Source organism: Pseudomonas sp. FFPRI_1 (assembly GCF_055384485.1).
Window position 1 is genome coordinate 1,774,397 of the sequence record NZ_AP029168.1, and the last position, 19,769, is coordinate 1,794,165.

General features: G+C 63.2%; 18 protein-coding genes. 12 read left to right on the forward strand and 6 right to left on the reverse strand.

Going from position 1 to position 19,769, the window contains the following annotated elements; all coding sequences use genetic code 11:
- The first annotated feature begins 29 nt into the window (after window positions 1–29).
- The gene (locus ACZ5BO_RS08040) at window positions 30–926 is read left to right on the forward strand and encodes an NAD(P)-dependent oxidoreductase (protein ID WP_464699130.1); all 897 of its coding nucleotides are present in this window, start codon (window positions 30–32) and stop codon (window positions 924–926) included.
- On the opposite strand, the gene ACZ5BO_RS08045 is transcribed toward ACZ5BO_RS08040, so the two are convergent.
- Together ACZ5BO_RS08045 and ACZ5BO_RS08050 are read right to left on the reverse strand one after the other, a co-directional pair.
- A complete protein-coding gene (locus ACZ5BO_RS08045; RefSeq protein ID WP_464699132.1) occupies window positions 817–3,099 on the reverse strand; it encodes a putative bifunctional diguanylate cyclase/phosphodiesterase in 2,283 nt (760 codons plus the stop codon). The genes ACZ5BO_RS08040 and ACZ5BO_RS08045 overlap by 110 nt on opposite strands.
- A 140-nt stretch (window positions 3,100–3,239) precedes the next feature.
- A complete protein-coding gene (locus ACZ5BO_RS08050) occupies window positions 3,240–3,608 on the reverse strand; it encodes a YkgJ family cysteine cluster protein (RefSeq protein ID WP_025127783.1) in 369 nt (122 codons plus the stop codon).
- Between the two features lie 329 nt (window positions 3,609–3,937).
- Between ACZ5BO_RS08050 and ACZ5BO_RS08055 the strand changes: the two genes are divergently transcribed.
- The gene (locus tag ACZ5BO_RS08055) at window positions 3,938–5,284 is read left to right on the forward strand and encodes a spinster family MFS transporter (RefSeq protein ID WP_464699135.1); all 1,347 of its coding nucleotides are present in this window, start codon (window positions 3,938–3,940) and stop codon (window positions 5,282–5,284) included.
- Window positions 5,285–5,399: 115 nt separating this feature from the next.
- Here ACZ5BO_RS08055 and rapA read toward each other — a convergent pair whose 3' ends face one another.
- Window positions 5,400–8,249 (reverse strand): RNA polymerase-associated protein RapA, encoded by a 2,850-nt coding sequence (rapA, locus tag ACZ5BO_RS08060; protein ID WP_464699137.1) that lies wholly within the window; start codon window positions 8,247–8,249, stop codon window positions 5,400–5,402.
- A gap of 218 nt (window positions 8,250–8,467) precedes the next feature.
- Between rapA and ACZ5BO_RS08065 the strand changes: the two genes are divergently transcribed.
- Window positions 8,468–8,809: a hypothetical protein gene (locus ACZ5BO_RS08065; protein ID WP_025127786.1), complete on the forward strand. Its 342-nt coding sequence runs from the start codon at window positions 8,468–8,470 to the stop codon at window positions 8,807–8,809.
- On the opposite strand, the gene ACZ5BO_RS08070 is transcribed toward ACZ5BO_RS08065, so the two are convergent.
- Window positions 8,806–9,333 carry an aminotransferase class V-fold PLP-dependent enzyme gene (locus tag ACZ5BO_RS08070; protein ID WP_464699139.1) on the reverse strand — a complete coding sequence of 176 codons (528 nt, stop codon included), beginning with the start codon at window positions 9,331–9,333 and terminating at the stop codon, window positions 8,806–8,808. The genes ACZ5BO_RS08065 and ACZ5BO_RS08070 overlap by 4 nt on opposite strands.
- Window positions 9,334–9,524: 191 nt before the next feature.
- On the opposite strand from ACZ5BO_RS08070, the gene ACZ5BO_RS08075 reads away from it, so the two are divergent.
- Both ACZ5BO_RS08075 and ccoM read left to right on the forward strand, forming a co-directional pair.
- Window positions 9,525–9,686 carry a hypothetical protein gene (locus ACZ5BO_RS08075; RefSeq protein WP_177330251.1) on the forward strand — a complete coding sequence of 54 codons (162 nt, stop codon included), beginning with the start codon at window positions 9,525–9,527 and terminating at the stop codon, window positions 9,684–9,686.
- A 144-nt stretch (window positions 9,687–9,830) separates the two neighbouring features.
- The gene (ccoM, locus tag ACZ5BO_RS08080) at window positions 9,831–9,947 is read left to right on the forward strand and encodes a cytochrome c oxidase subunit CcoM (RefSeq protein ID WP_015634423.1); all 117 of its coding nucleotides are present in this window, start codon (window positions 9,831–9,833) and stop codon (window positions 9,945–9,947) included.
- A gap of 134 nt (window positions 9,948–10,081) precedes the next feature.
- Here the strand turns inward: ccoM and ACZ5BO_RS08085 are convergent, their stop codons facing one another.
- Together ACZ5BO_RS08085 and ACZ5BO_RS08090 are read right to left on the reverse strand one after the other, a co-directional pair.
- Entirely contained in the window at window positions 10,082–11,557 is a 1,476-nt protein-coding gene (locus ACZ5BO_RS08085) for an inorganic phosphate transporter (protein WP_025127788.1), read from the reverse strand.
- Window positions 11,558–11,932: 375 nt separating this feature from the next.
- Window positions 11,933–12,133, reverse strand: coding sequence for a hypothetical protein (locus ACZ5BO_RS08090; protein ID WP_025127789.1), 201 nt, complete (start codon window positions 12,131–12,133; stop codon window positions 11,933–11,935).
- 685 nt (window positions 12,134–12,818) lie between these two features.
- Here ACZ5BO_RS08090 and pcaR point away from each other — a divergent pair.
- The 7 genes from pcaR (at window position 12,819) to pcaG (ending at window position 19,748) form a co-directional block, all read left to right on the forward strand.
- On the forward strand, window positions 12,819–13,661 hold the full coding sequence (gene pcaR / locus ACZ5BO_RS08095) for a pca regulon transcriptional regulator PcaR (protein WP_016962563.1): 843 nt from the start codon (window positions 12,819–12,821) through the stop codon (window positions 13,659–13,661).
- A gap of 291 nt (window positions 13,662–13,952) precedes the next feature.
- A complete protein-coding gene (pcaK, locus tag ACZ5BO_RS08100) occupies window positions 13,953–15,299 on the forward strand; it encodes a 4-hydroxybenzoate transporter PcaK (protein ID WP_025127790.1) in 1,347 nt (448 codons plus the stop codon).
- 304 nt (window positions 15,300–15,603) lie between these two features.
- Entirely contained in the window at window positions 15,604–16,464 is an 861-nt protein-coding gene (locus tag ACZ5BO_RS08105) for a CoA transferase subunit A (RefSeq protein WP_025127791.1), read from the forward strand.
- Complete coding sequence (locus ACZ5BO_RS08110; protein WP_025127792.1) at window positions 16,461–17,240, forward strand: CoA-transferase subunit beta; 780 nt, start codon at window positions 16,461–16,463, stop codon at window positions 17,238–17,240. Before ACZ5BO_RS08105 ends, ACZ5BO_RS08110 begins: the two co-directional genes overlap by 4 nt.
- Complete coding sequence (pcaF, locus tag ACZ5BO_RS08115) at window positions 17,237–18,442, forward strand: 3-oxoadipyl-CoA thiolase (RefSeq protein ID WP_464701205.1); 1,206 nt, start codon at window positions 17,237–17,239, stop codon at window positions 18,440–18,442. The genes ACZ5BO_RS08110 and pcaF overlap by 4 nt, the downstream gene beginning before the upstream one ends.
- 33 nt (window positions 18,443–18,475) lie before the next feature.
- Window positions 18,476–19,180: a protocatechuate 3,4-dioxygenase subunit beta gene (pcaH, locus tag ACZ5BO_RS08120; protein WP_025127794.1), complete on the forward strand. Its 705-nt coding sequence runs from the start codon at window positions 18,476–18,478 to the stop codon at window positions 19,178–19,180.
- A 1-nt stretch (window position 19,181) separates the two neighbouring features.
- Window positions 19,182–19,748, forward strand: a complete 567-nt coding sequence (pcaG, locus tag ACZ5BO_RS08125) for a protocatechuate 3,4-dioxygenase subunit alpha (RefSeq protein ID WP_464699144.1) — start codon at window positions 19,182–19,184, stop codon at window positions 19,746–19,748.
- Window positions 19,749–19,769: the final 21 nt, after the last annotated feature.

Here is a 19,769-nt window from a genome sequence, read left to right on the forward strand (position 1 = left end):
TCGATGATCTTTAATCAAATGAGGGCAATATGATGTCAGCGTTACCTTCACTCGGCTTTGCCGGAATCGGCCTGATGGGACTGCCGATGTGCCGGCGCCTGCTGGCGGCGGGCTATCCGCTGACGGTGTGGAACCGCAACCCGGATAAATGCGCGCCCCTGGTGGCCGCCGGGGCGCGACAAGTCGCCACACCGGCGCAGCTCTGCGAACAGGCCGACCTGGTGCTGCTGTGCCTGGCCAATACCGAGGTGGTGCGCGAGGTGGTGTTTGGCGTCGAGGGTATCGCCCAGGGCGCCCGGGGCGGGCAGTTGCTGCTGGACCTGTCCAGCCTGGAACCCACGGCCACCCGGGAGATGGCCGCCGACCTGGCCCGCGAAACCGGCATGGCCTGGGTCGACGCTCCGGTTTCCGGAGGGACTCCGGGCGCCGAGGCCGGCAGCCTGGCGATCATGGCCGGTGGAGAAGCCGCGGACATCGAGCGGGTTCGCCCGGTGCTGCTGGCCCTGGGGCAGCGGGTCACGCACATGGGAGCGGTGGGCGCCGGGCAGGTGACCAAGGCCTGCAACCAGATGATCGTCGCCTGCAATGCCCTGGTGATCGCGGAAGTGGTGGCCCTGGCCGAGCGCTCGGGGGTGGATGCCAGGCTGATCGCCGAGGCCCTGGCCGGCGGCTTTGCCGACTCCAAGCCGCTGCAGATCCTGGCTCCGCAAATGGCTCAAAGCCAGTTCGAACCGGTGAAGTGGCACGTGCGGACTTTGCTCAAGGACCTGGATGGCGCGGTGAAGTTTTCTCGGGAGCAGGGTTCGGCAACGCCGATCAGCGGGTTAGCTGCACAGTTGATGCGTCTGCATGGTGGGCAAGGCTATCTGGAGCAAGATCCAGCGACCCTGGTTCGCCTCTATCGGGAGCCGGCGTCCGTGGATTGAGCGCCGCCGTGGTGTGGCGCCGGTCGAGTTCGTCCAGCACCCCGCACACTTCCTGCAGCGGTACCGGGCGGCTGAGCAGGTAGCCCTGCAGGTAGTCGCAGCCGTAGTGCTCGAGAAACTGCTGTTGTTCCAGGGTCTCGACTCCTTCGGTCACCACCTGCAGGTGCAGGGTGTGGGCCATGACGATGATCGCCTGGACGATCTCCATGTCCTGGGTTGACTTGGGGATGTCCTGGATGAACGAGCGATCGATCTTCAGGGTGTTCAGCGGCAGGCGCTTGAGGTAGGCCAGGGATGAATAGCCGGTGCCGAAGTCGTCGATCGACAATGACACGCCCAGGCCGCGGATCTGCTTGAGCAGCGCCAGGGTGCTGGCGATATTGCCCATCAGGGCATTTTCCGTGACCTCCAGCTCCAGTTGTTGCGGGGCGACCTTAGCCGTGGTCAGGGCGCTTTCGATCTCTTCGGCCAGGGCTTCGCGGGTCAGGTTCAAGGCCGAGCAATTGACCGCGATCTTCAACTCGCCATTGCCATTGCGCGACAGGTAGGCCAGGTCGGCGCAGGCCTTGCGCAGCACCCAGTTGTCCAGTTCGGCGATCAGCCCATTGGCTTCGGCAATGCTGATGAAGCGATCCGGGGTCAGCAGCCCGTGTTGCGGATGCTGCCAGCGGACCAGGGCTTCAAGCTTGGTGACTCTGGCGCGCTTGAGGTCGTAGATCGGCTGGTAGTGCAGCAGCAACCCCTGGTCATCGCGCAGGGCATTGCGCAGTTCTTCTTCCAGCTGCAGCTCCAGGGTGGCCCGGGTCTTGAGGCTGGAACTGAAGAAATGCAGGTTGTTGCGCCCGGCATCCTTGGATTGGTAGAGCGCCAGGTCGGCGTTCTTCAACAGCTCTTCACAGGTCTTGCCATCATCGGGGAAGACGCTGATGCCGATGCTGGTGGTCATCACCATGCGCCGCCCCCCCAACTCGATCGGCTCCTTCATCTTTTGCATGATGCGCTCGGCCAAGTGCCGGGCTTCATCGCGGTCGTGGAGGTTGATGAGGATGCAGAACTCATCGCCGCCCAGCCGTGCCACCACGTCTTCGTGGCTGCGGGTGGAGTTCTTGATATGCCCGGCAATGACCTTGAGCAGTTCGTCGCCGGCATCGTGGCCGAGGCTGTCGTTGATCCGCTTGAAATGGTCGATGTCGAGGAACATCACCGCCAGGCTGCCACCGAAGGTGGTTTTCTCCAGCAGTTTTTCCGCGAACAACTGATTGAAGCCACGACGGTTGATCAGGTTGGTCAGGGCGTCGTAATGAGCCACCTGCTGCAGCGAGACCCGGGCCTGGTCCAGTTGCGAAAGCAGGGCATTGACTCGGCGCAGGTCGCGCTCCTTGTGCTGCAGCTTCTTGTCTGCCAGGGCTGCGCTGATGCCACTGCCGATGATCAACAGGGCAATCACGCTGAGGGTCAGGCCCAGTTGCAGGTGATCGCTCTGCGCCGTGGGAACGGGCAGGGTGCCGGCGGGCAGCACCAGGGTCATGGCCCAGATGCCGGTAAAGTGCATCAGCACGATGGCCGCCCCCAGCACCAGGCTGCTGGCGTACTTGAGCAATTGGTGGAACATCCCGCTGCCATCGCGAAAGTGCCGGGACAGTAGCAGCGCAGCCAGGCTACAGGCGATCGCCACCAGCAGTGACAGGCCCATGAGCAGCGGCTGGTAGTACACCTCGGCATGGGAGTGCATGGCTGCCATGCCCACGTAGTGCATGCAACTGATGCCCAGGCCGATCCACACCGAGGCCACGCCATAGCGCCAGAGCGGCAGTCGGGCATGGCTCAGGGTATTCATCGCCAGCCAGGCGGCGATCAGGGCGATCAGCAGGGACAGCAGGGTCAGTGGCAGCTGGTGGTGGATTGCCAGGGGAGCTTCGAAGGCCAGCATGGCGATGAAATGCATGCTCCAGATGCCGCCGGCCAGGCAACAGGCGCCGACCCAGCGCCACAGGCGCTGGCTGGCCGGCTGCTCGACGTGGCTGACACGCTCGGCCATATCCAGGGTGGCGAAGCTGGCGGCGCAGGCCACCAGGTAGGCCAGCAGCACCAGAACCGGGTTGTGGGTGTAGTGGACAACCAGCTGCCCGCTGTCTGGGAGCTCGGTAATGAAATGCAGACCCAGCCAATCCATAGCATGCCCATCTCTGAGTCATCGGATGTCGGCGGTCGCGCGCCAACGAGTGCTTGGAGTATAGAAGGCACCCGGTGGCTGCAATGGGCGGTGGCAAACAGGCTCTAATGATTTGCTTATGGGCCCTATCGCCAATGGTGCTAAGCGCTCTCCTCGTACCAGGGTTCGCAGTCTGCGGGCTCCAGAGGGGCCAGGCCGAAGGCGGCGCGGGCGGCATCGCAGTCGCTGTTGTGCTGGCCGTCGACCCAGGAGGCCTCGAACTCCCGGCATGGGCTGGAGCGTTGTTCATAGATCGAGCAGCTCACGCCCTGGCCGACTTCGCCCTCGAGGGCGATGCAGCGTGGGGATTTACAGTCGGTGCCGAGCATGGCCACCCGGCTCGGACTGATGCTCTGCACCAGTTCGTCAGGGACGGTCCCGCCGGAAGAGGCGCATTCGCCCCAGAAAAAAGACACACGAAAGTATGAACAGCAGGCACCGCAATTCAGACACGGACTGGCTTCGGACATGGGCGTATTCAAAGGGGGAAGGGAGGGATGTGGGGGGCAGGCAAGGCGGCTATTCTAGGCTTCGCATCGGCCTTGGGAAGGGGGGGCGCGAGGTATTTTTTCAGCCCGTGCCAAGCCCTTGAAAAGACTGGGAAAGCCCCGGGTACCGGGAGTCTTGGCAGATTTTCCGCGGGCTGTTGCACGGGCGCGAACGCCGCTTGGTGGAACCGGGTTGCGATGGCTTGGTATCAGGCTGGCGAATAATCACAGACAGCCAGGGTGGGGCTGACTAGATTGCAGCTTCCAGGCTCGCTCGCGTCTGGCCGAATAACAATAAAAGAGATCGACCCATGGATAATTCGACTCAAGCGGCAAATGCCTGGCGCATTCTGTTCCTGTTGTTTTTGGCAAACCTGTTCAACTTCTTCGATCGCACCATTCCCGCCATCATCATTGAGCCGATCCGCATGGAATGGCACCTGAGCGATTTCCAGCTAGGGATCATCGGCACCGCCTTCACCCTGGTCTACGCCATCGCCGGCTTGCCCCTCGGGCGCATGGCTGACACCGGCTCGCGCAGCAAGCTGATGGGCTGGGGCCTGGCGGTGTGGAGCGGGCTCACTGCAGTGAATGGCATGGTCGGCAGCTTCTGGAGCTTTCTGCTGGTGCGCATGGGCGTCGGCATTGGCGAGGCCAGCTACGCGCCAGCGGCCAATTCGTTGATCGGCGACCTGTTTCCCGCTCACCGTCGGGCCCGGGCCATGGGCATCTTCATGCTGGGCCTGCCCTTGGGGCTGGTGCTGGCATTCTTCACCATCGGTGCCATGGTCAAGGCCTTTGACAGCTGGCGCGCGCCGTTCTTCATCGCTGCGGTGCCAGGGCTGGTGCTGGCGGTGTTCATGTTCTTCATCAAGGAGCCCAAGCGTGGCGCTGCTGAAGCGGTGAAGGTAGCCCAAGTGCCGGTGGACCGGCCGATTCGCCGGGTGCTGGCGATCCCGACCTTTCTCTGGCTGACCCTGGCCGGCCTGACCTTCAACTTCGCCACCTATGCCTGCAACTCGTTCCTGGTGCCGATGCTCCAGCGCTACTTCCGCATGCCCCTGCAGGAAGCCGCGATGGCCACGGGAGTGATCGTCGGGGTGACCGGGCTGATCGGCCTGACCCTGGGAGGCTGGATCGCCGACAAGATCCACCAGCGCGTGGCCAATGGCCGCCTGCTGTTTGCGGCGTGCAGCCTGATCATCTCGACCCTGGCCACCGGCTGGGCCCTGCATGCCGGGCGGGTCGAGATCGGCGTGTTTGTCACGGTGTTCAGTATCGGCTGGCTGTTTGCCTACAACTTCTACACCTGTGTCTACACCGCGCTGCAGGATGTGGTCGAACCACGCCTGCGAGCCACGGCAATGGCCCTGTTCTTTGCCGGCCTGTATCTGCTGGGGGGCGGCCTGGGGCCGGTGGTGGTGGGGGCGCTGTCCGACCATTTCGCCCACTCGGCGATGTATGCCGCGGGGGCCGAGGTGATGACCGAGGAGTTCAAGGCCGTGGGCCTGCATGACGCCATGTACCTGATTCCGGTGGCGTTGTTCATGACCCTGCTGTTCCTGTTCCAGGCCGCCCGGTGTTTTGTCCGTGACGCCCAGCGCATGAAGGACGGGCTGCTCCCGACGGCGCCCCTGACCCCGGCCGTGAGCCTCTAGCGATTGCCCTCGGGAGGCTGCCGAGGGGCAGCGCAAGCGTCTGTTGAAAAGGACCACCAGGCAATAAAAAAGGCCCGCACAATGCGGGCCTTTTTCAGCGCTTGAAACCGGGCGATCAGCCCGCCACCAGCACCCGGATCGCTTCCAGGCGCAAGGCGGCTTTTTCCAGCAGCGCCAGACCCTGTTCCCGTTGCTGACGCAGGGCCACCAGCTCGCTGTCACGGACTGTCGGGTTGACGGCCTGCAATGCGCTCAGGCGCGCCAGCTCTTCGTCGGTGTCGGCCGCCAGTCGGCGTTGCGCTTCAGCCACGCGCTCGGCATGACGTGGCGCGATCTTGGCTTCGCCGGCGTTGATCTTCGGCGCCAGCTGGTCGCGCTGGGCCTGGATGAACTTGTTGGCGCTGGCCTTGGGCACGCTTTCGAGTTGGTCATTCAGGGTTTCGAAGGCCACTCGTGCCGACAGGTCGTTGCCATTGGCGTCCAGCAGGCAGCGCAGGGCAGCCGGCGGCAGGTAGCGGCCCAGTTGCAGCGAGCGCGGGGCGACCACTTCACTCACGTACAGCAGCTCCAGGAGCACGGTGCCGGGTTTGAGCGCCTTGTTCTTGATCAGCGCCACGGCGGTGTTGCCCATGGAACCGGACAGCACCAGGTCCATGCCGCCTTGCACCATCGGGTGCTCCCAGGTGATGAACTGCATGTCTTCGCGAGACAGCGCCTGGTTGCGGTCGTAGGTGATGGTCACGCCTTCGTCGTCGCCCAGGGGGAAGCTGGCGTCGAGCATCTTCTCGCTGGGCTTGAGGATCAGGGCGTTTTCCGAATGGTCCTCGCTGTCGATGCCGAAGGCGTCGAACAGGGTTTCCATGTAGATCGGCAGGGCGAACTGGTCGTCCTGCTCGAGGATCGCTTCCACCAGGGCTTCGCCTTCGCCGGCACCCCCGGAGTTGAGCTCCAGCAAGCGGTCGCGGCCGGTGTGCAGCTCGGCTTCCAGGCGCTCGCGTTCGCTGCGGGCTTCGTCGATCAGGGCTTGCCACTCGCCGTCGTCGGCGTTTTCCAGCAGCGGCAGCAGGCGCGGGCCGAACTGGTGCTGCAGGGCGTTGCCGGTGGGGCAGGTGTTGAGGAAGGCGTTCAGTGCTTCGTGGTACCACTGGAACAGCCGCTCTTGCGGGCTGGTTTCCAGGTACGGCACATGCAGCTCGATCACGTGCTTCTGGCCGATCCGGTCGAGACGGCCGATGCGCTGCTCCAGCAGGTCCGGGTGCGACGGCAGATCGAACAGCACCAGGTGGTGGGCGAACTGGAAGTTGCGGCCTTCACTGCCGATTTCCGAGCAGATCAGCACCTGGGCGCCGAATTCCTCGTCGGCGAAGTAGGCCGCGGCGCGGTCGCGCTCGAGGATGTTCATGCCTTCGTGGAACACCGTGGCCGGGATCCCGGAACGCACGCGCAGGGCGTCTTCCAGGTCCATGGCGGTTTCCGCGTGGGCGCAGATCACCAGCACCTTGGTGCGCTTGAGCATCTTCAACTGGTCGATCAGCCACTCGACCCGCGGGTCGAATTTCCACCAGCGCTGATCTTCGTCGCTGGCCTCGGGCAGCGCCTGGAAGCTGACTTCCGGGTACAGCTCGGCGTGTTCGCCCAGAGGCAGCTCCAGGTATTCGTCCGGGCACGGCAGCGGGTAGGCGTGCAGCTTGCGCTCGGGGAAACCCTGCACCGCGGCGCGGGTGTTGCGAAACAGTACGCGGCCGGTGCCGTGGCGGTCCAGCAGTTCACGCACCAGGCGGGCGCTGGCTTCAGTGTCGCCGTCGTTGACCGCGGCCAGCAGGGCTTCGCCTTCGTTGCCGAGGAAACCGTGGATGGTCTTGTGGGCTGCTGGGGACAGGCGGCCTTTATCCAGCAGCTCCTGCACGGCTTCAGCCACCGGGCGGTAATTGTCGCTCTCGGCGCGGAAGGCCGCGAGGTCGTGGAAGCGGTTCGGGTCCAGCAGGCGCAGACGGGCGAAGTGGCTGTCCTGACCCAGTTGTTCCGGGGTCGCTGTCAGCAGCAGTACGCCGGGAATGGTTTCGGCCAGCTGTTCCACCAGGGCATATTCCGGGCTGACCTGGTCTTCGTGCCACACCAGGTGGTGGGCTTCGTCGACCACCATCAGGTCCCAGCCGGCGGCAAACAGCGCGTCCTGGGCCTTCTCGTCGTCCACCAGCCACTCCAGGGCCACCAGGGCCAGTTGGGTGTCTTCGAACGGGTTGCTGGCATCGCTTTCGATAAAGCGCTCTTCATCGAACAGCGCCACTTGCAGGTTGAAGCGCCGGCGCATTTCCACCAGCCACTGGTGCTGGAGGTTTTCCGGAACCAGGATCAACACCCGGCTGGCGCGACCCGAGAGCAGCTGGCGATGGATCACCAGGCCGGCTTCGATGGTCTTGCCCAGGCCTACTTCGTCCGCCAGCAGAACCCGTGGCGCGATGCGATCAGCGACTTCACGGGCAATGTGCAACTGGTGGGCGATAGGCTGGGCGCGTACGCCGCCCAGGCCCCAGAGCGAGGACTGCAGCTGGCGGCTGGTGTGTTCCAGGGTGTGGTAGCGCAGGGAGAACCAGGCCAGTGGGTCGATCTGGCCGGCGAACAGACGGTCGCTGGCCAGGCGGAACTGGATGAAGTTCGACAGTTGGGTTTCCGGCAGGGTAACGGCTTCGTTCTGCCCATTGAGGCCGTGGTAGACCAGCAGGCCGTCGATATCGTCGACTTCCTGTACGGTCATTTTCCAACCTTCGAAATGAGTGATGCTGTCACCCGGAGAAAACCTCACGCGAGTGAGGGGCGCATTCCGTAGCGCATACTGGCGAGTGTCGCCAGTGGCCGGATAGAGCACGGTCAGCAAGCGGCCGTCCTGTGCCAGAACGGTGCCTAGACCTAGCTCGGCTTCGCTGTCACTGATCCAGCGTTGCCCCGGTTGATACTGCTGCGCCATGCTGCCTGACTCCCGCTTTGAAAAAGCCGACTATCTTAACGGAACGACGCTTCTAGTCCAAAGAACTCTGATAAAAACGCCTGGATGAAAAGGTAGCGTACCGCGACGTTCGTCAGGTTCAAGGGCACGATCGGCTGACGACTGGGTCACAGTTTTGCGACCGATGGCTCAAGTCGCCCATGCCGCAGCCGACAGCCTGCCGACAGGAGACCAATAATATGCTGCCACCCATGCTCCCCTTGAGTGCCGTGCCGATCACCGCCCAGCAGGACCCGGTCCGCCAGCGACCGGACATCCCGCCTGTGGTACCGGTGCAGGAAAGCTCCAACGAAAGCACCATCGACCTGCAGAAGCGCGACCCCGAGGAGTCCGCCCTGCTGCTGCGCGAGGAGCAACGCCGCCAGCAACAGAAGCAGCGCCGCGAGCGCGAGGCCGAGGACGACCCCGAAGAGCATCTGGCAGTGCCCGGTGACGAATTGAACGCCGACAACACCGTGCCGGTGGTGCCGTTGATCGAGGACGCTCCGCGCCAGGGCCTGTGGGTGGACGTCGAGGTCTAGGAGCGCGTGTTTCCCGCCAGTTCCGCGAGGGCCTGCAACAGGCACTCGATTTCCTCTTGTGTATTGAAATAACTCAAGGCAATCCGGGCGATGCTGCCCAGGCTCCGGGCCTGCATGTCCAGCGGTGTGTAATTGACACCATTGGCGCCGATATTGATGCCCCGGCGCGCCAGTTCTTCCTTCAGTGCCTGCCCGTCCCAGCCTTCGAGGGTGAAGGCGATCAAGCCCGATTGCTGCCCTGGACTGCCCAGGTCCTGTAGTTGCAGGCCGGGCAAACGCTGCAGTTCCCGGCGTAGCCTGTCGCTCAGCATGCCGATCCTTTGGGTTATGGCGGCAATGCCGAGGCTTTCGAACTCCAGCAGGGCGTTGGCTCGGGTACGTCTGACAAACAACGGCTGGCCCAGGTGCTGTTCGAGTTTGTGTACCTGATGGCTGACCGCGCTCGGGCTGACACACAGTTCCCGGGCCACGGCCTCGAAGGCGCGCAGGGCCAGCAGCGGGGGCAGGTGCTTGGGCGTTTCCACGTGCGGTTTCCTGTGGGTGGGGCGGCCATTGTGCGGATAAAAAGTCTTCCCGGCAGCGACTTTATTGCCGTAGCGTCGGTCTGATCACTGGTCAGGTGCGGCGCCACGTCGCATTATTGGCACATTCGCCAGGGCCGCCCTGGGTTCCAAGCTGTGCGGCCGATATTGACTTCGAGTGATGCAAGCAAGCCATGAATCAAGACGACAAGCTGATCGACCTGAACGCCGAGCGTGCCAAGCGCGTGCATGACCTCAACGACAAGCGCCTGAACGAAGTGCGCCAGGCATTCGAACAAGCCATGCCTTTGGGCAAAGCCAAGAAAAAGCCGAAAAACAAACCGAAAAAGCGCTGAACTGGGCGCTTTCTGTTGATGCAGGTCAGTTATTCCCCCTTCCTCGCGCCCAGTCATGGGCGACATTGACCCCGGTCAATTTTCCCCGCCGCCTCTTTGGTTAACTTAGCCCCATCGCAACAGGGCAAGAGCAGGAGGCCAGTCATGTTTTTCGACAATGTGGTGATCGCCGGAGTGCTGACTGTCGGCCTCATGGTTCTGTTTTTCGCAGGGTTTGGATTCTTCATCTGGAAAGACGCGAATAAGCGCAAGAAGCCTTAAGTCTTTCCAGGGCAACGAGCACGCAAGGCATTTTGGGCAACTTCGGTTGCCCTTTTTTTTGCCTGCCAGAAAGCTCAAGGCATAAAAAAAGGTGCGCCCTGTGGGGCGCACCTTTTTTATTGGCGGACGGGGTATCAGGTACCCAGGGCCTTGGACGCCAGCCAGAACAGGCCGGCCGACAGGGCCACCGTTGCCGGCAGGGTCAGGACCCAGGCCAGGAGGATGGTGCGCACTGTGCCGCCTTGCAGGCCGCTCTTGTTGGCGACCATGGTCCCGGCCACGCCGGAGGAGAGCACGTGGGTGGTGGAGACCGGCAGGCTGAAGATGTTCGCCAGGCCGATCAGGCCGGCGGCGGTGATCTGTGCCGACATGCCCTGGGCGTAGGTCATGCCCTGCTTGCCGATCTTCTCGCCGATGGTCAGTACCACGCGTTTCCAGCCGATCATGGTGCCCAGGCCGAGGGCCAGGGCGACAGCCAGGATGACCCAGAACGGTGCGTATTCGGTGGTAGCGGTCAGGTCCTTGCGCAGCTTGTCCAGGTCGGCCTTTTCACGGGCAGAGATGCTTGGCAGCTTGCCGACCTTCTTCGCCGTGTCGTCCAGGCAGAGCAGGTAGCGACGTACTTCGATACGGCTTTCCGCCGACAGCGAGTGATAGTCGGAAACGCCCTTGAGGCTGCTCAGGAGAGCGGCGATGGTCGGTTCGGTTTGCTGCGGGTTGCAGCGGAACTTGCCCGGCAGGTCGTCCTTCACGCTTTTGCCCAGGGCCAGGAATTCGCCCAGGGACTCATGGTTGCGCTCGTAGAACTGGCTCAGGTGCAGGGTCGCGTCGCGGGTCCGCTCGATCTGGTAGGTGGTGCTGTTGAGGTCCATCACGAACTGGGCAGGCACGATACCGATCAGTACCAGCATGATCAGGCCGATGCCTTTCTGGCCGTCGTTGGAACCGTGCACGAAGCTCACGGCCATGGCCGAGATCACCAGTACCAGGCGGTTCCAGAACGGTGGGTGCTTCTTGTCATCGACCTTGCGGCGCTGTTCCGGGGTCTTGTGCATCTTCGAGATCGGCCGCCACCATTTCAGGCCGATCAATACCAGCGCTGCAATAATGAACCCCGCCATCGGCGAGAACACCAGGGAGGCACCGATATCGACTGCCTTCTGCCAGTTCACGCCATCGCTCAGGGGAATGTCGCTGAGCAGGGCATTGGCCAGGCCGACGCCGAGGATCGAGCCGATCAGGGTGTGGGAGCTGGAGGCGGGAATGCCGAAGTACCAGGTGCCCAGGTTCCAGGTGATGGCCGCGGCCAGCAACGAGAAGACCATGGCCAGGCCGTGGCCGGTGTTGACGTTGATCAGCAGCTCGACCGGCAGCAGGTGGACGATGGCATAGGCCACGCCAACCCCGCCCAGCAGCACGCCGAGGAAATTGAACACACCGGAAAAGAACACGGCCAGGTGCGGCGGCATGGCCTTGGTGTAGATGACAGTGGCAACCGCATTGGCGGTGTCATGAAAGCCGTTGATGAACTCGTAGGCGAGGACAAAAGCCAGGGCGAGCAAGAGGCTCACAAGCACCCAAGCATCCAGTCCGCTGAATAAATCGATCATGAAGGTTTTCTGACCCGGTCATAAGGGGGCGCGATTATGCCAGAAAACCCCGCTAATCAATGCACAAGGTGCTCGCCGGTAACATTCTTCAACGAAAAAACTGACCGGGAGCAGAGTTTTCGCCAATTCTCCCCAGCAGCGGCAAGTCATTGAGTTTGTTGGGCTAAAGCGTGCTAGGCAGCGGGTTGGCCCTCAGCTCGCGAGGGTTAAAACGCCTGTATGAAATTTCAACGAAAGGGCCTGCCGGGCACCTTCCTCGCTGCGGATGGGCAAGGCGGTAATGGGTTCGGGGTAGCGAACATCAATGGTCTGCCTGGCCGCTGGGGTATTCGCGCGGACAAGCGGGCAAGCCCTGGAGGAGTCAGGCCGACAGCGTCATGGCAGTTCGGGCTTGAGCTCTTTTTCCATCTTTTGCAGTTCTTGGCTAAAGGCCTGATCGCTAATGCTCGCGCGCTTGCGCCAAGGTTTGCGCTCAGGCTCCGGTTGGGCGGCATAACGGGTGATTTCGCCGCCGTAAACTTCCTTGTAACGTTGCTCCTGGCGCTCAAGTTCCGCGCGCAGTTCGTCTTTCGTCACAGTGTTACCTAATTGAGTAAAGGTCCATTCCGATGCAACGCATTGCCTGTGGGCAACTCTGAACAATCGGTCCGTTGCCTGTTATGGCGCCGACTCCGATCCATTCAAGCCTGCCGTTTAGTGCATGCGGCCACGTCACCGGATGAAAACGACTGTCGTAGCAACAGCGTTGTTTGTTGCAAGCGGGTTGGCCCAATCTGGTTTGCGGTCAAGCGCTTGCGGCAGATGATCGATTACAGCCTCAGGTCATCTGGATGAGCTGGAAGCGGAATTGAGTCCCGCACTCCACACTCGAGCAGTATAGCTTCGGCGAAAAATAACTGTATGGCCGAAAAGTTTAAAACAGCCAACTTTATTGTGAGCGTTTCGTGACACGCAAGTTCTAATCACTTCCTACAGGAGGCGGGATGTCTTGCTAGTCCATTGGTTGAAGTCTATATGGGGCGACTTCCTTCTTGATACAAGTGGCGGGTTGAAGAACACCGCTCGAGAACAGTGTCCGCTGGCGGACTATTACTGTGGATTCTTGTAATAAATGAACCCGCTCGTTGCTCAGGAAGGCCAGGCAGCAGATTGCGATTATCGGTCGACGGTTCGATAATCGCCCAATGTTGCAGGCCTCAGCTTGTGCTGTCTCTCCAATACGGCTTGTAATACAGAAGAATTTCGTCGCAGAGAGCCTGAAATGAACGATCAGATGCGTAATTCCTTTACCTCAGTGGCCCCGCCCATCGTGGCTTCGGCGGCAAAGAGGATTCAGGCGTTGACCGGTGACCCGGATTTCATGACCTCTCTGGCCCGGGGGCTGGCGGTGGTGCAGGCGTTCCAGGAGCGCAAGCGGCACCTGACCATTGCCCAGATCAGCCACCGTACGGAAATCCCTCGGGCAGCAGTGCGCCGTTGCCTGCACACCCTGATCAAGCTGGGATATGCCACCACCGACGGGCGTACCTACTCGCTGCTGCCCAAGGTGCTGACCCTGGGCCACGCCTACCTGTCCTCGACCCCTCTGGCGGTGTCTGCCCAGCCCTACCTGGATCGCATGAGCGAGCAACTGCATGAGGCCTGCAACATGGCCACCCTGGAAGGCGACGACATTCTCTACATCGCCCGTTCGGCCACTACCCAGCGGCTGATCTCCGTCGACCTCTCGGTCGGCGGGCGGTTGCCGGCCTATTGCACCTCCATGGGACGGATCCTGCTCGCGGCTCTGGATGATTCCTCGCTGCACGAATACCTCGAGCATGCCGATCTGCAGGCCAAGACCAGCCGTACCCTGCATACCCCGGAGGCGTTGCTGGAATGCCTGCAGCAAGTGCGTCAGCAGGGCTGGTGCATCGTCGATCAAGAGCTGGAGCAGGGGCTGCGCTCCATTGCCGTGCCGGTGTACGACGCCTCGGGCCAAGTGCTGGCGGCGCTCAACGTCAGCACCCATGCGGGACGGGTCAGCCGCGCCGAGCTTGAGCAGCGTTTCTTGCCTGGCCTGCTCAGTGCCAGCCGCGACCTCAGCGCCCAGCTGTTTGCCTAAGCTGTTCGATAAACGCACAGATACGCCTTTCGTGAATTGACGCTGTTTCCCCTGGCTCATTAATGTCGCGGCAGCGTCATCGGCGGCAAGCAGGCATGACCTGCCTGCAGTCGATGGCCCGCCCAATAATAAAGAAGAGGCCAACCCACATGAGCACGCTTTCCCTGCGTCGTTGCCGCGACCGTTCCTGCCGTCCCGCTCGAATCGCCTGATTCCAAGCGCTTTTCCCAAGTGACCTGATCAGCCCTGGCGGCATGTGCTCGCCTGCGTTTTAGCGTGGAAATAACAACCATGAACCAACCCCAATCCGCTGTAGGGAACTGCCTCGATGTGCAGTCCTTTATCAATGCCCAGCCGCTGTCGCCTTACCAGTGGCGAGTGGTGATCCTGTGTTTCCTGATTGTCTTCCTCGATGGCCTGGACACTGCCGCGATGGGCTTCATTGCCCCGGCACTGTCCCAGGACTGGGGGATTGACCGGGCCAGCCTCGGCCCGGTAATGAGCGCCGCCTTGATCGGCATGGTCTTCGGCGCCCTGGGCTCCGGGCCCCTGGCCGACCGTTTCGGACGCAAAGTAGTGCTGGTGGGGGCGGTGCTGCTGTTTGGCGCCTTCAGTCTGGCCTCGGCCTACAGTACCAATGTCGACCAGTTGCTGGTCCTGCGTTTCCTCACCGGCCTTGGCCTGGGGGCGGGCATGCCCAACGCCACCACGCTGCTCTCGGAATACACCCCGGAGCGCCACAAGTCGTTGCTGGTCACCAGCATGTTCTGTGGTTTCAACCTGGGCATGGCCGGCGGCGGCTTCATTTCCGCCAAGCTGATCCCGACCTTCGGCTGGCACAGCCTGCTGCTGATCGGCGGCATCCTGCCGCTGCTCCTGGTGGTGGTGCTGATGGTCTGGCTGCCAGAGTCAGCGCGTTACCTGGTGGTGCGCAACCGCGGCACTGACAAGGTGCGCAAGGCCCTGGCGCCAATCGCCCCGGCCATAGTCCGCGAGGCCGGCAGCTTCAGCGTGCCGGAACAGCAGACCGTGAAGGCGCGCAACGTGTTCGCGGTGATCTTCTCCGGTACCTACAGTGTCGGCACCTTGCTGTTGTGGCTCACCTATTTCATGGGCCTGGTGATCGTCTACCTGCTGACCAGCTGGCTACCGACCCTGATGCGCGACAGCGGCGCGAGCATGGAGCAAGCGGCGTTTATCGGCGCCCTGTTCCAGTTTGGCGGGGTGCTCAGCGCCGTGGCCGTGGGCTGGGCCATGGACCGCTTCAATCCGCACAAGGTCATCGGCTGTTTCTACCTGCTGGCCGGGGTCTTCGCCTACGCCGTCGGCCAGAGCCTGGGCAATATCACCCTCCTGGCGACCCTGGTGCTGATCGCCGGCATGTGTGTCAACGGCGCGCAATCGGCGATGCCTTCCCTTGCGGCGCGTTTCTACCCGACTCAGGGGCGCGCCACCGGAGTCTCCTGGATGCTCGGCATTGGTCGCTTCGGCGCCATTCTCGGGGCCTGGATGGGCGCCACTCTGTTGGGGTTGGGCTGGAACTTCGAGCAAGTGTTGACGGCCCTGGTGATTCCGGCGGCCCTGGCCACCACGGCCGTGGTGATCAAGGGCATGGTCAGCCATGCCGACGCGACCTGATTCCCCCGGCGCGTTCCTGGATGAAAGGCAAGGGCGCGCCGTCAGCCGTTGCCGCAGTGTGCGGCAGCGTCCGTCCGGAGGCCGAGCCCTTTGCCCGCGTCGCACCTGCGGTCAAGCGCAGCCCACGGGGGCGTTTCGGCGGGCTGAGGAGGATCGATAGCCTCGCAACAATCCGTTCGATAATCGAACGCTGAGTCGATTATCGGATTGTTTGGGGTGGGGCAGCGGCTTAATCTTCAGTCACTGCGGCGCGCCCAGAGCGCCTTTTCTCCAGTCGCTGAATAACAACCGGGAGACCCCACCCATGGCTGCAATCCTTTCGCTGCACGACGCGGTGAAGCAGTTCATCAACGACGGCGATACCGTCGCGCTCGAAGGCTTTACCCACCTTATTCCTACGGCCGCAGGTCATGAAATCATCCGCCAGGGCAAAAAAGACCTGACCCTGGTGCGGATGACGCCTGACCTGATCTACGACCAGTTGATCGGTGCCGGTTGTGCTCGCAAGCTGATTTTCTCCTGGGGCGGCAACCCGGGGGTGGGTTCCCTGCATCGCCTGCGGGACGCCGTGGAAAAGCAATGGCCACAGCCGCTGGAGATCGAAGAACACAGCCACGCCGACCTGGCCAACGCCTATGTCGCCGGCGCCTCGGGGCTGCCCTTTGCGGTGTTGCGGGCCTACGCCGGCTCCGACTTGCCCAAGGTCAACCCGCTGATCAAGACCGTGACCTGTCCCTTCACGGGCGAAGTGCTGGCGGCGGTGCCCTCGGTACGGCCCGATGTCACGGTGATCCACGCGCAGAAAGCCGACCGCAAGGGCAACGTGCTGCTGTGGGGCATTCTCGGCGTGCAGAAGGAAGCCGCCCTGGCCGCCAAGCGTTGCATCGTCACCGTCGAGGAAATCGTCGATGACCTGCAGGCCCCGATGAACGCCTGCGTGCTGCCGACCTGGGCGCTGAGTGCGGTCTGCCACGTCCCCGGTGGGGCCCATCCGTCCTACGCCCATGGTTATTCCGAGCGCGACAATCGCTTCTACCAGGCTTGGGACCCGATCGCCCGTGATCGTGAGACCTTTACCGCCTGGATCAACGAATACATCCATGGCAGTGCCGACTTCAGTGAATTCCAGGCCAAGCTGGCCGCTGCTTCGGAGGCCAAGCAATGACCTACTCCACCAATGAAATGATGACCGTGGCCGCGGCCCGTCGCCTGCAGAACGGCTCGGTGTGCTTTGTCGGCATCGGCTTGCCGTCCAAGGCCGCCAACCTGGCGCGCCTGACCTCGTCGCCGGACGTGGTGCTGATCTACGAATCCGGTCCGATCGGCGCCAAGCCCAGTGTGCTGCCCCTGTCGATTGGTGATGGCGAGCTGGCGGAAACCGCCGACACCGTGGTCCCCACCGGGGAAATCTTCCGCTACTGGCTGCAAGGCGGGCGCATCGACGTGGGCTTCCTCGGCGCGGCCCAGGTCGACCGCTTCGGCAACATCAACACCACCGTGGTCGGTGATTATCACCAGCCGAAAGTGCGCCTGCCGGGTGCGGGCGGCGCTCCGGAAATCGCCGGTTCGGCGAAAAGCGTACTGATCATCCTCAAGCAGTCCTCGCGCTCCTTTGTCGACAAGCTGGATTTCGTGACCTCGGTCGGCCACGGCGAGGGCGGCGATTCGCGCAAGCGCCTGGGGCTGCCAGGGGCCGGGCCGGTAGGCATCATCACCGACCTGTGCATCATGGAGCCGGAAGCCGGCACCCACGAATTCGTCGTCACTTCCCTGCACCCGGGCGTGACCCGCGAGCAGGTGGTGGCCGCCACCGGCTGGGCCATCCGTTTCGCCGAGCAAGTGGCCGAGACGGCCGCGCCTACCGAAGTCGAACTGACAGCCCTGCGTGACCTGGAAGCGCGCACTGCCGCGGCCCATGGCCAAGCCCCCGGAGAAGCCTGATGCGCGACGTATTCATCTGTGATGCCATTCGTACCCCCATTGGCCGCTTTGGTGGCGGCCTGTCGGCGGTGCGCGCCGATGACCTGGCGGCGGTGCCGATCAAGGCGCTGATGGAGCGCAACCCGACGGTGGACTGGAATGCCGTGGACGAGGTGTTCCTCGGCTGCGCCAACCAGGCCGGCGAGGACAACCGCAACGTGGCGCGCATGGCGCTGCTGCTGGCCGGCTTGCCGGACAGCGTGCCCGGGGTCACCCTCAACCGCCTCTGTGCCTCGGGCATGGACGCCATTGGCACCGCGTTCCGCGCCATTGCCAGTGGCGAAATGGAGCTGGCGATTGCCGGTGGCGTCGAGTCCATGTCCCGCGCGCCCTTTGTCATGGGCAAGGCCGACAGCGCCTTCTCGCGCAACATGAAGTTGGAAGACACCACCATCGGCTGGCGTTTCATCAACCCGTTGATGAAAGCCCAGTACGGTGTGGATGCCATGCCGCAGACCGCCGACAACGTGGCGGACGACTACCAGGTGTCCCGGGCCGACCAGGACGCCTTTGCCCTGCGCAGCCAGCAGCGTACCGCCGCGGCTCAGGCCGCCGGTTTCTTTGCCGAGGAAATCGTCGCGGTGCGCATCGCCCACAAGAAGGGCGAAAGCGTCGTCGAGCAGGACGAACACCCACGCGCCGACACCACCCTGGAAGCCCTGGGGCGGCTCAAGCCGGTCAACGGCCCGGACAAGACCGTGACCGCCGGCAATGCTTCGGGGGTCAATGACGGTGCTGCGGCGCTGATCCTGGCGTCGGCCGAAGCCGTCGAGAAACACGGGCTGACTCCGCGTGCCCGGGTTCTGGGCATGGCCAGTGCCGGGGTTGCGCCTCGGGTCATGGGCATCGGCCCGGTGCCGGCGGTGCGCAAGCTGGTGGAGCGCCTGGGGATGGCGGTCGCTGATTTCGACGTGATCGAACTCAACGAAGCCTTTGCCAGCCAGGGCCTGGCGGTCCTGCGGGAACTGGGGCTGGCGGATGACGCACCACAGGTCAACCCCAACGGTGGCGCCATTGCCCTGGGGCACCCACTGGGCATGAGTGGTGCACGGCTGGTACTCACCGCCTTGCATCAGCTGGAAAAAACCGGCGGCAAGACAGGCCTGGCCACCATGTGCGTAGGTGTCGGCCAGGGGCTGGCGCTGGCGATCGAGCGGGTCTGACGCCTGCCTATCTATAAGAGAAGAACCATGACCATGAGTGACAAGCCCGGTTACCGGCGCCCGCAAGCCGGGACCCAACCTGATTACCTGCACCCGGCCTACCAGTCGACCAACACCCGGTCGCCGTCCAAGCCGCTGGTGTTCCTGCCCCATTCGCTGTCGGAAATCACCGGGCCGACCATCGGCGCCGAGTACCTGCAGGAGCGGGACAATGACCTGACCGCCCAGCACGAGGGCCAGCCCCAGGGCGAGCGCATCATCATCCACGGTCGGGTGCTGGACGAGAATGGCCTGCCGGTGCCGGGGATCCTGGTGGAAATCTGGCAGGCCAACGCCGCCGGGCGCTACAACCATGATCGCGACCTGCACGACGCGCCCCTGGACCCGAACTTCACCGGCACCGGGCGCACCGTCACCGACGCCGACGGCTGGTATCAGTTCCAGACCATCAAGCCCGGTGCCTACCCCTGGGGTAACCACCACAATGCCTGGCGCCCGGCGCATATCCACTTTTCGCTGTTCGGTCCCAGCGTGCTCACGCGCCTGGTGACCCAGATGTATTTCCCCGGGGACCCGCTGCTGGCCCATGACCCGATCTACAACTGCGTGCCGGACACGAGCGCCAAGGAACGCCTGATCGCCCGTTTCGATCTGGAGAAAACCATTCCTTCCTATGCCCTCGGTTACCGTTGGGACATCGTTTTGCGCGGCCGCGATGCCACGCCGATGGAGAAATGACATGACCCTGACTGCAACCACGTCTCACACCGTCGGCCCTTACTACCACATCGGCCTGACCTGGCTGAACCGCGAAGACCTGACCAACGCCGAGACCCTCGGCCAGCGGGTGGCGATCACCGGGCAAGTGGTGGACGGCAACGGCAACTTCGTCAACGACGCGATGCTCGAAGTCTGGCAAGCCAACGCCGCGGGCAAATACCTGCACCCCGAGGATGACCAGGACAAGGCCCTGGACCCGAATTTCCAGGGTTTTGGCCGGGTGCCGGTGGATGGGGAAGGGCGTTTTCGCTTCACCACCATCAAGCCTGGCACGGTGCCGGGGCTCCAGGGCACGACCCAGGCGCCGCACCTGGTGGTGCTGGTGTTCGCCCGTGGCCTGGTCAAGCACCTGCTGACCCGGATCTACTTCGACGGCGAACCGGCCAATGCCGCCGACCCGCTGCTGGCCTGCGTGCCCGTGGCGCGCCGCAGCACCTTGCTGGCCAAGACCGGCGCCGACGGTCAGTACCAGTGGAACGTGATCCTCCAGGGTACTGACGCCGAAACCGTGTTCTTCGACTACTGACTTGGGGCGCCGCCGTCCCCT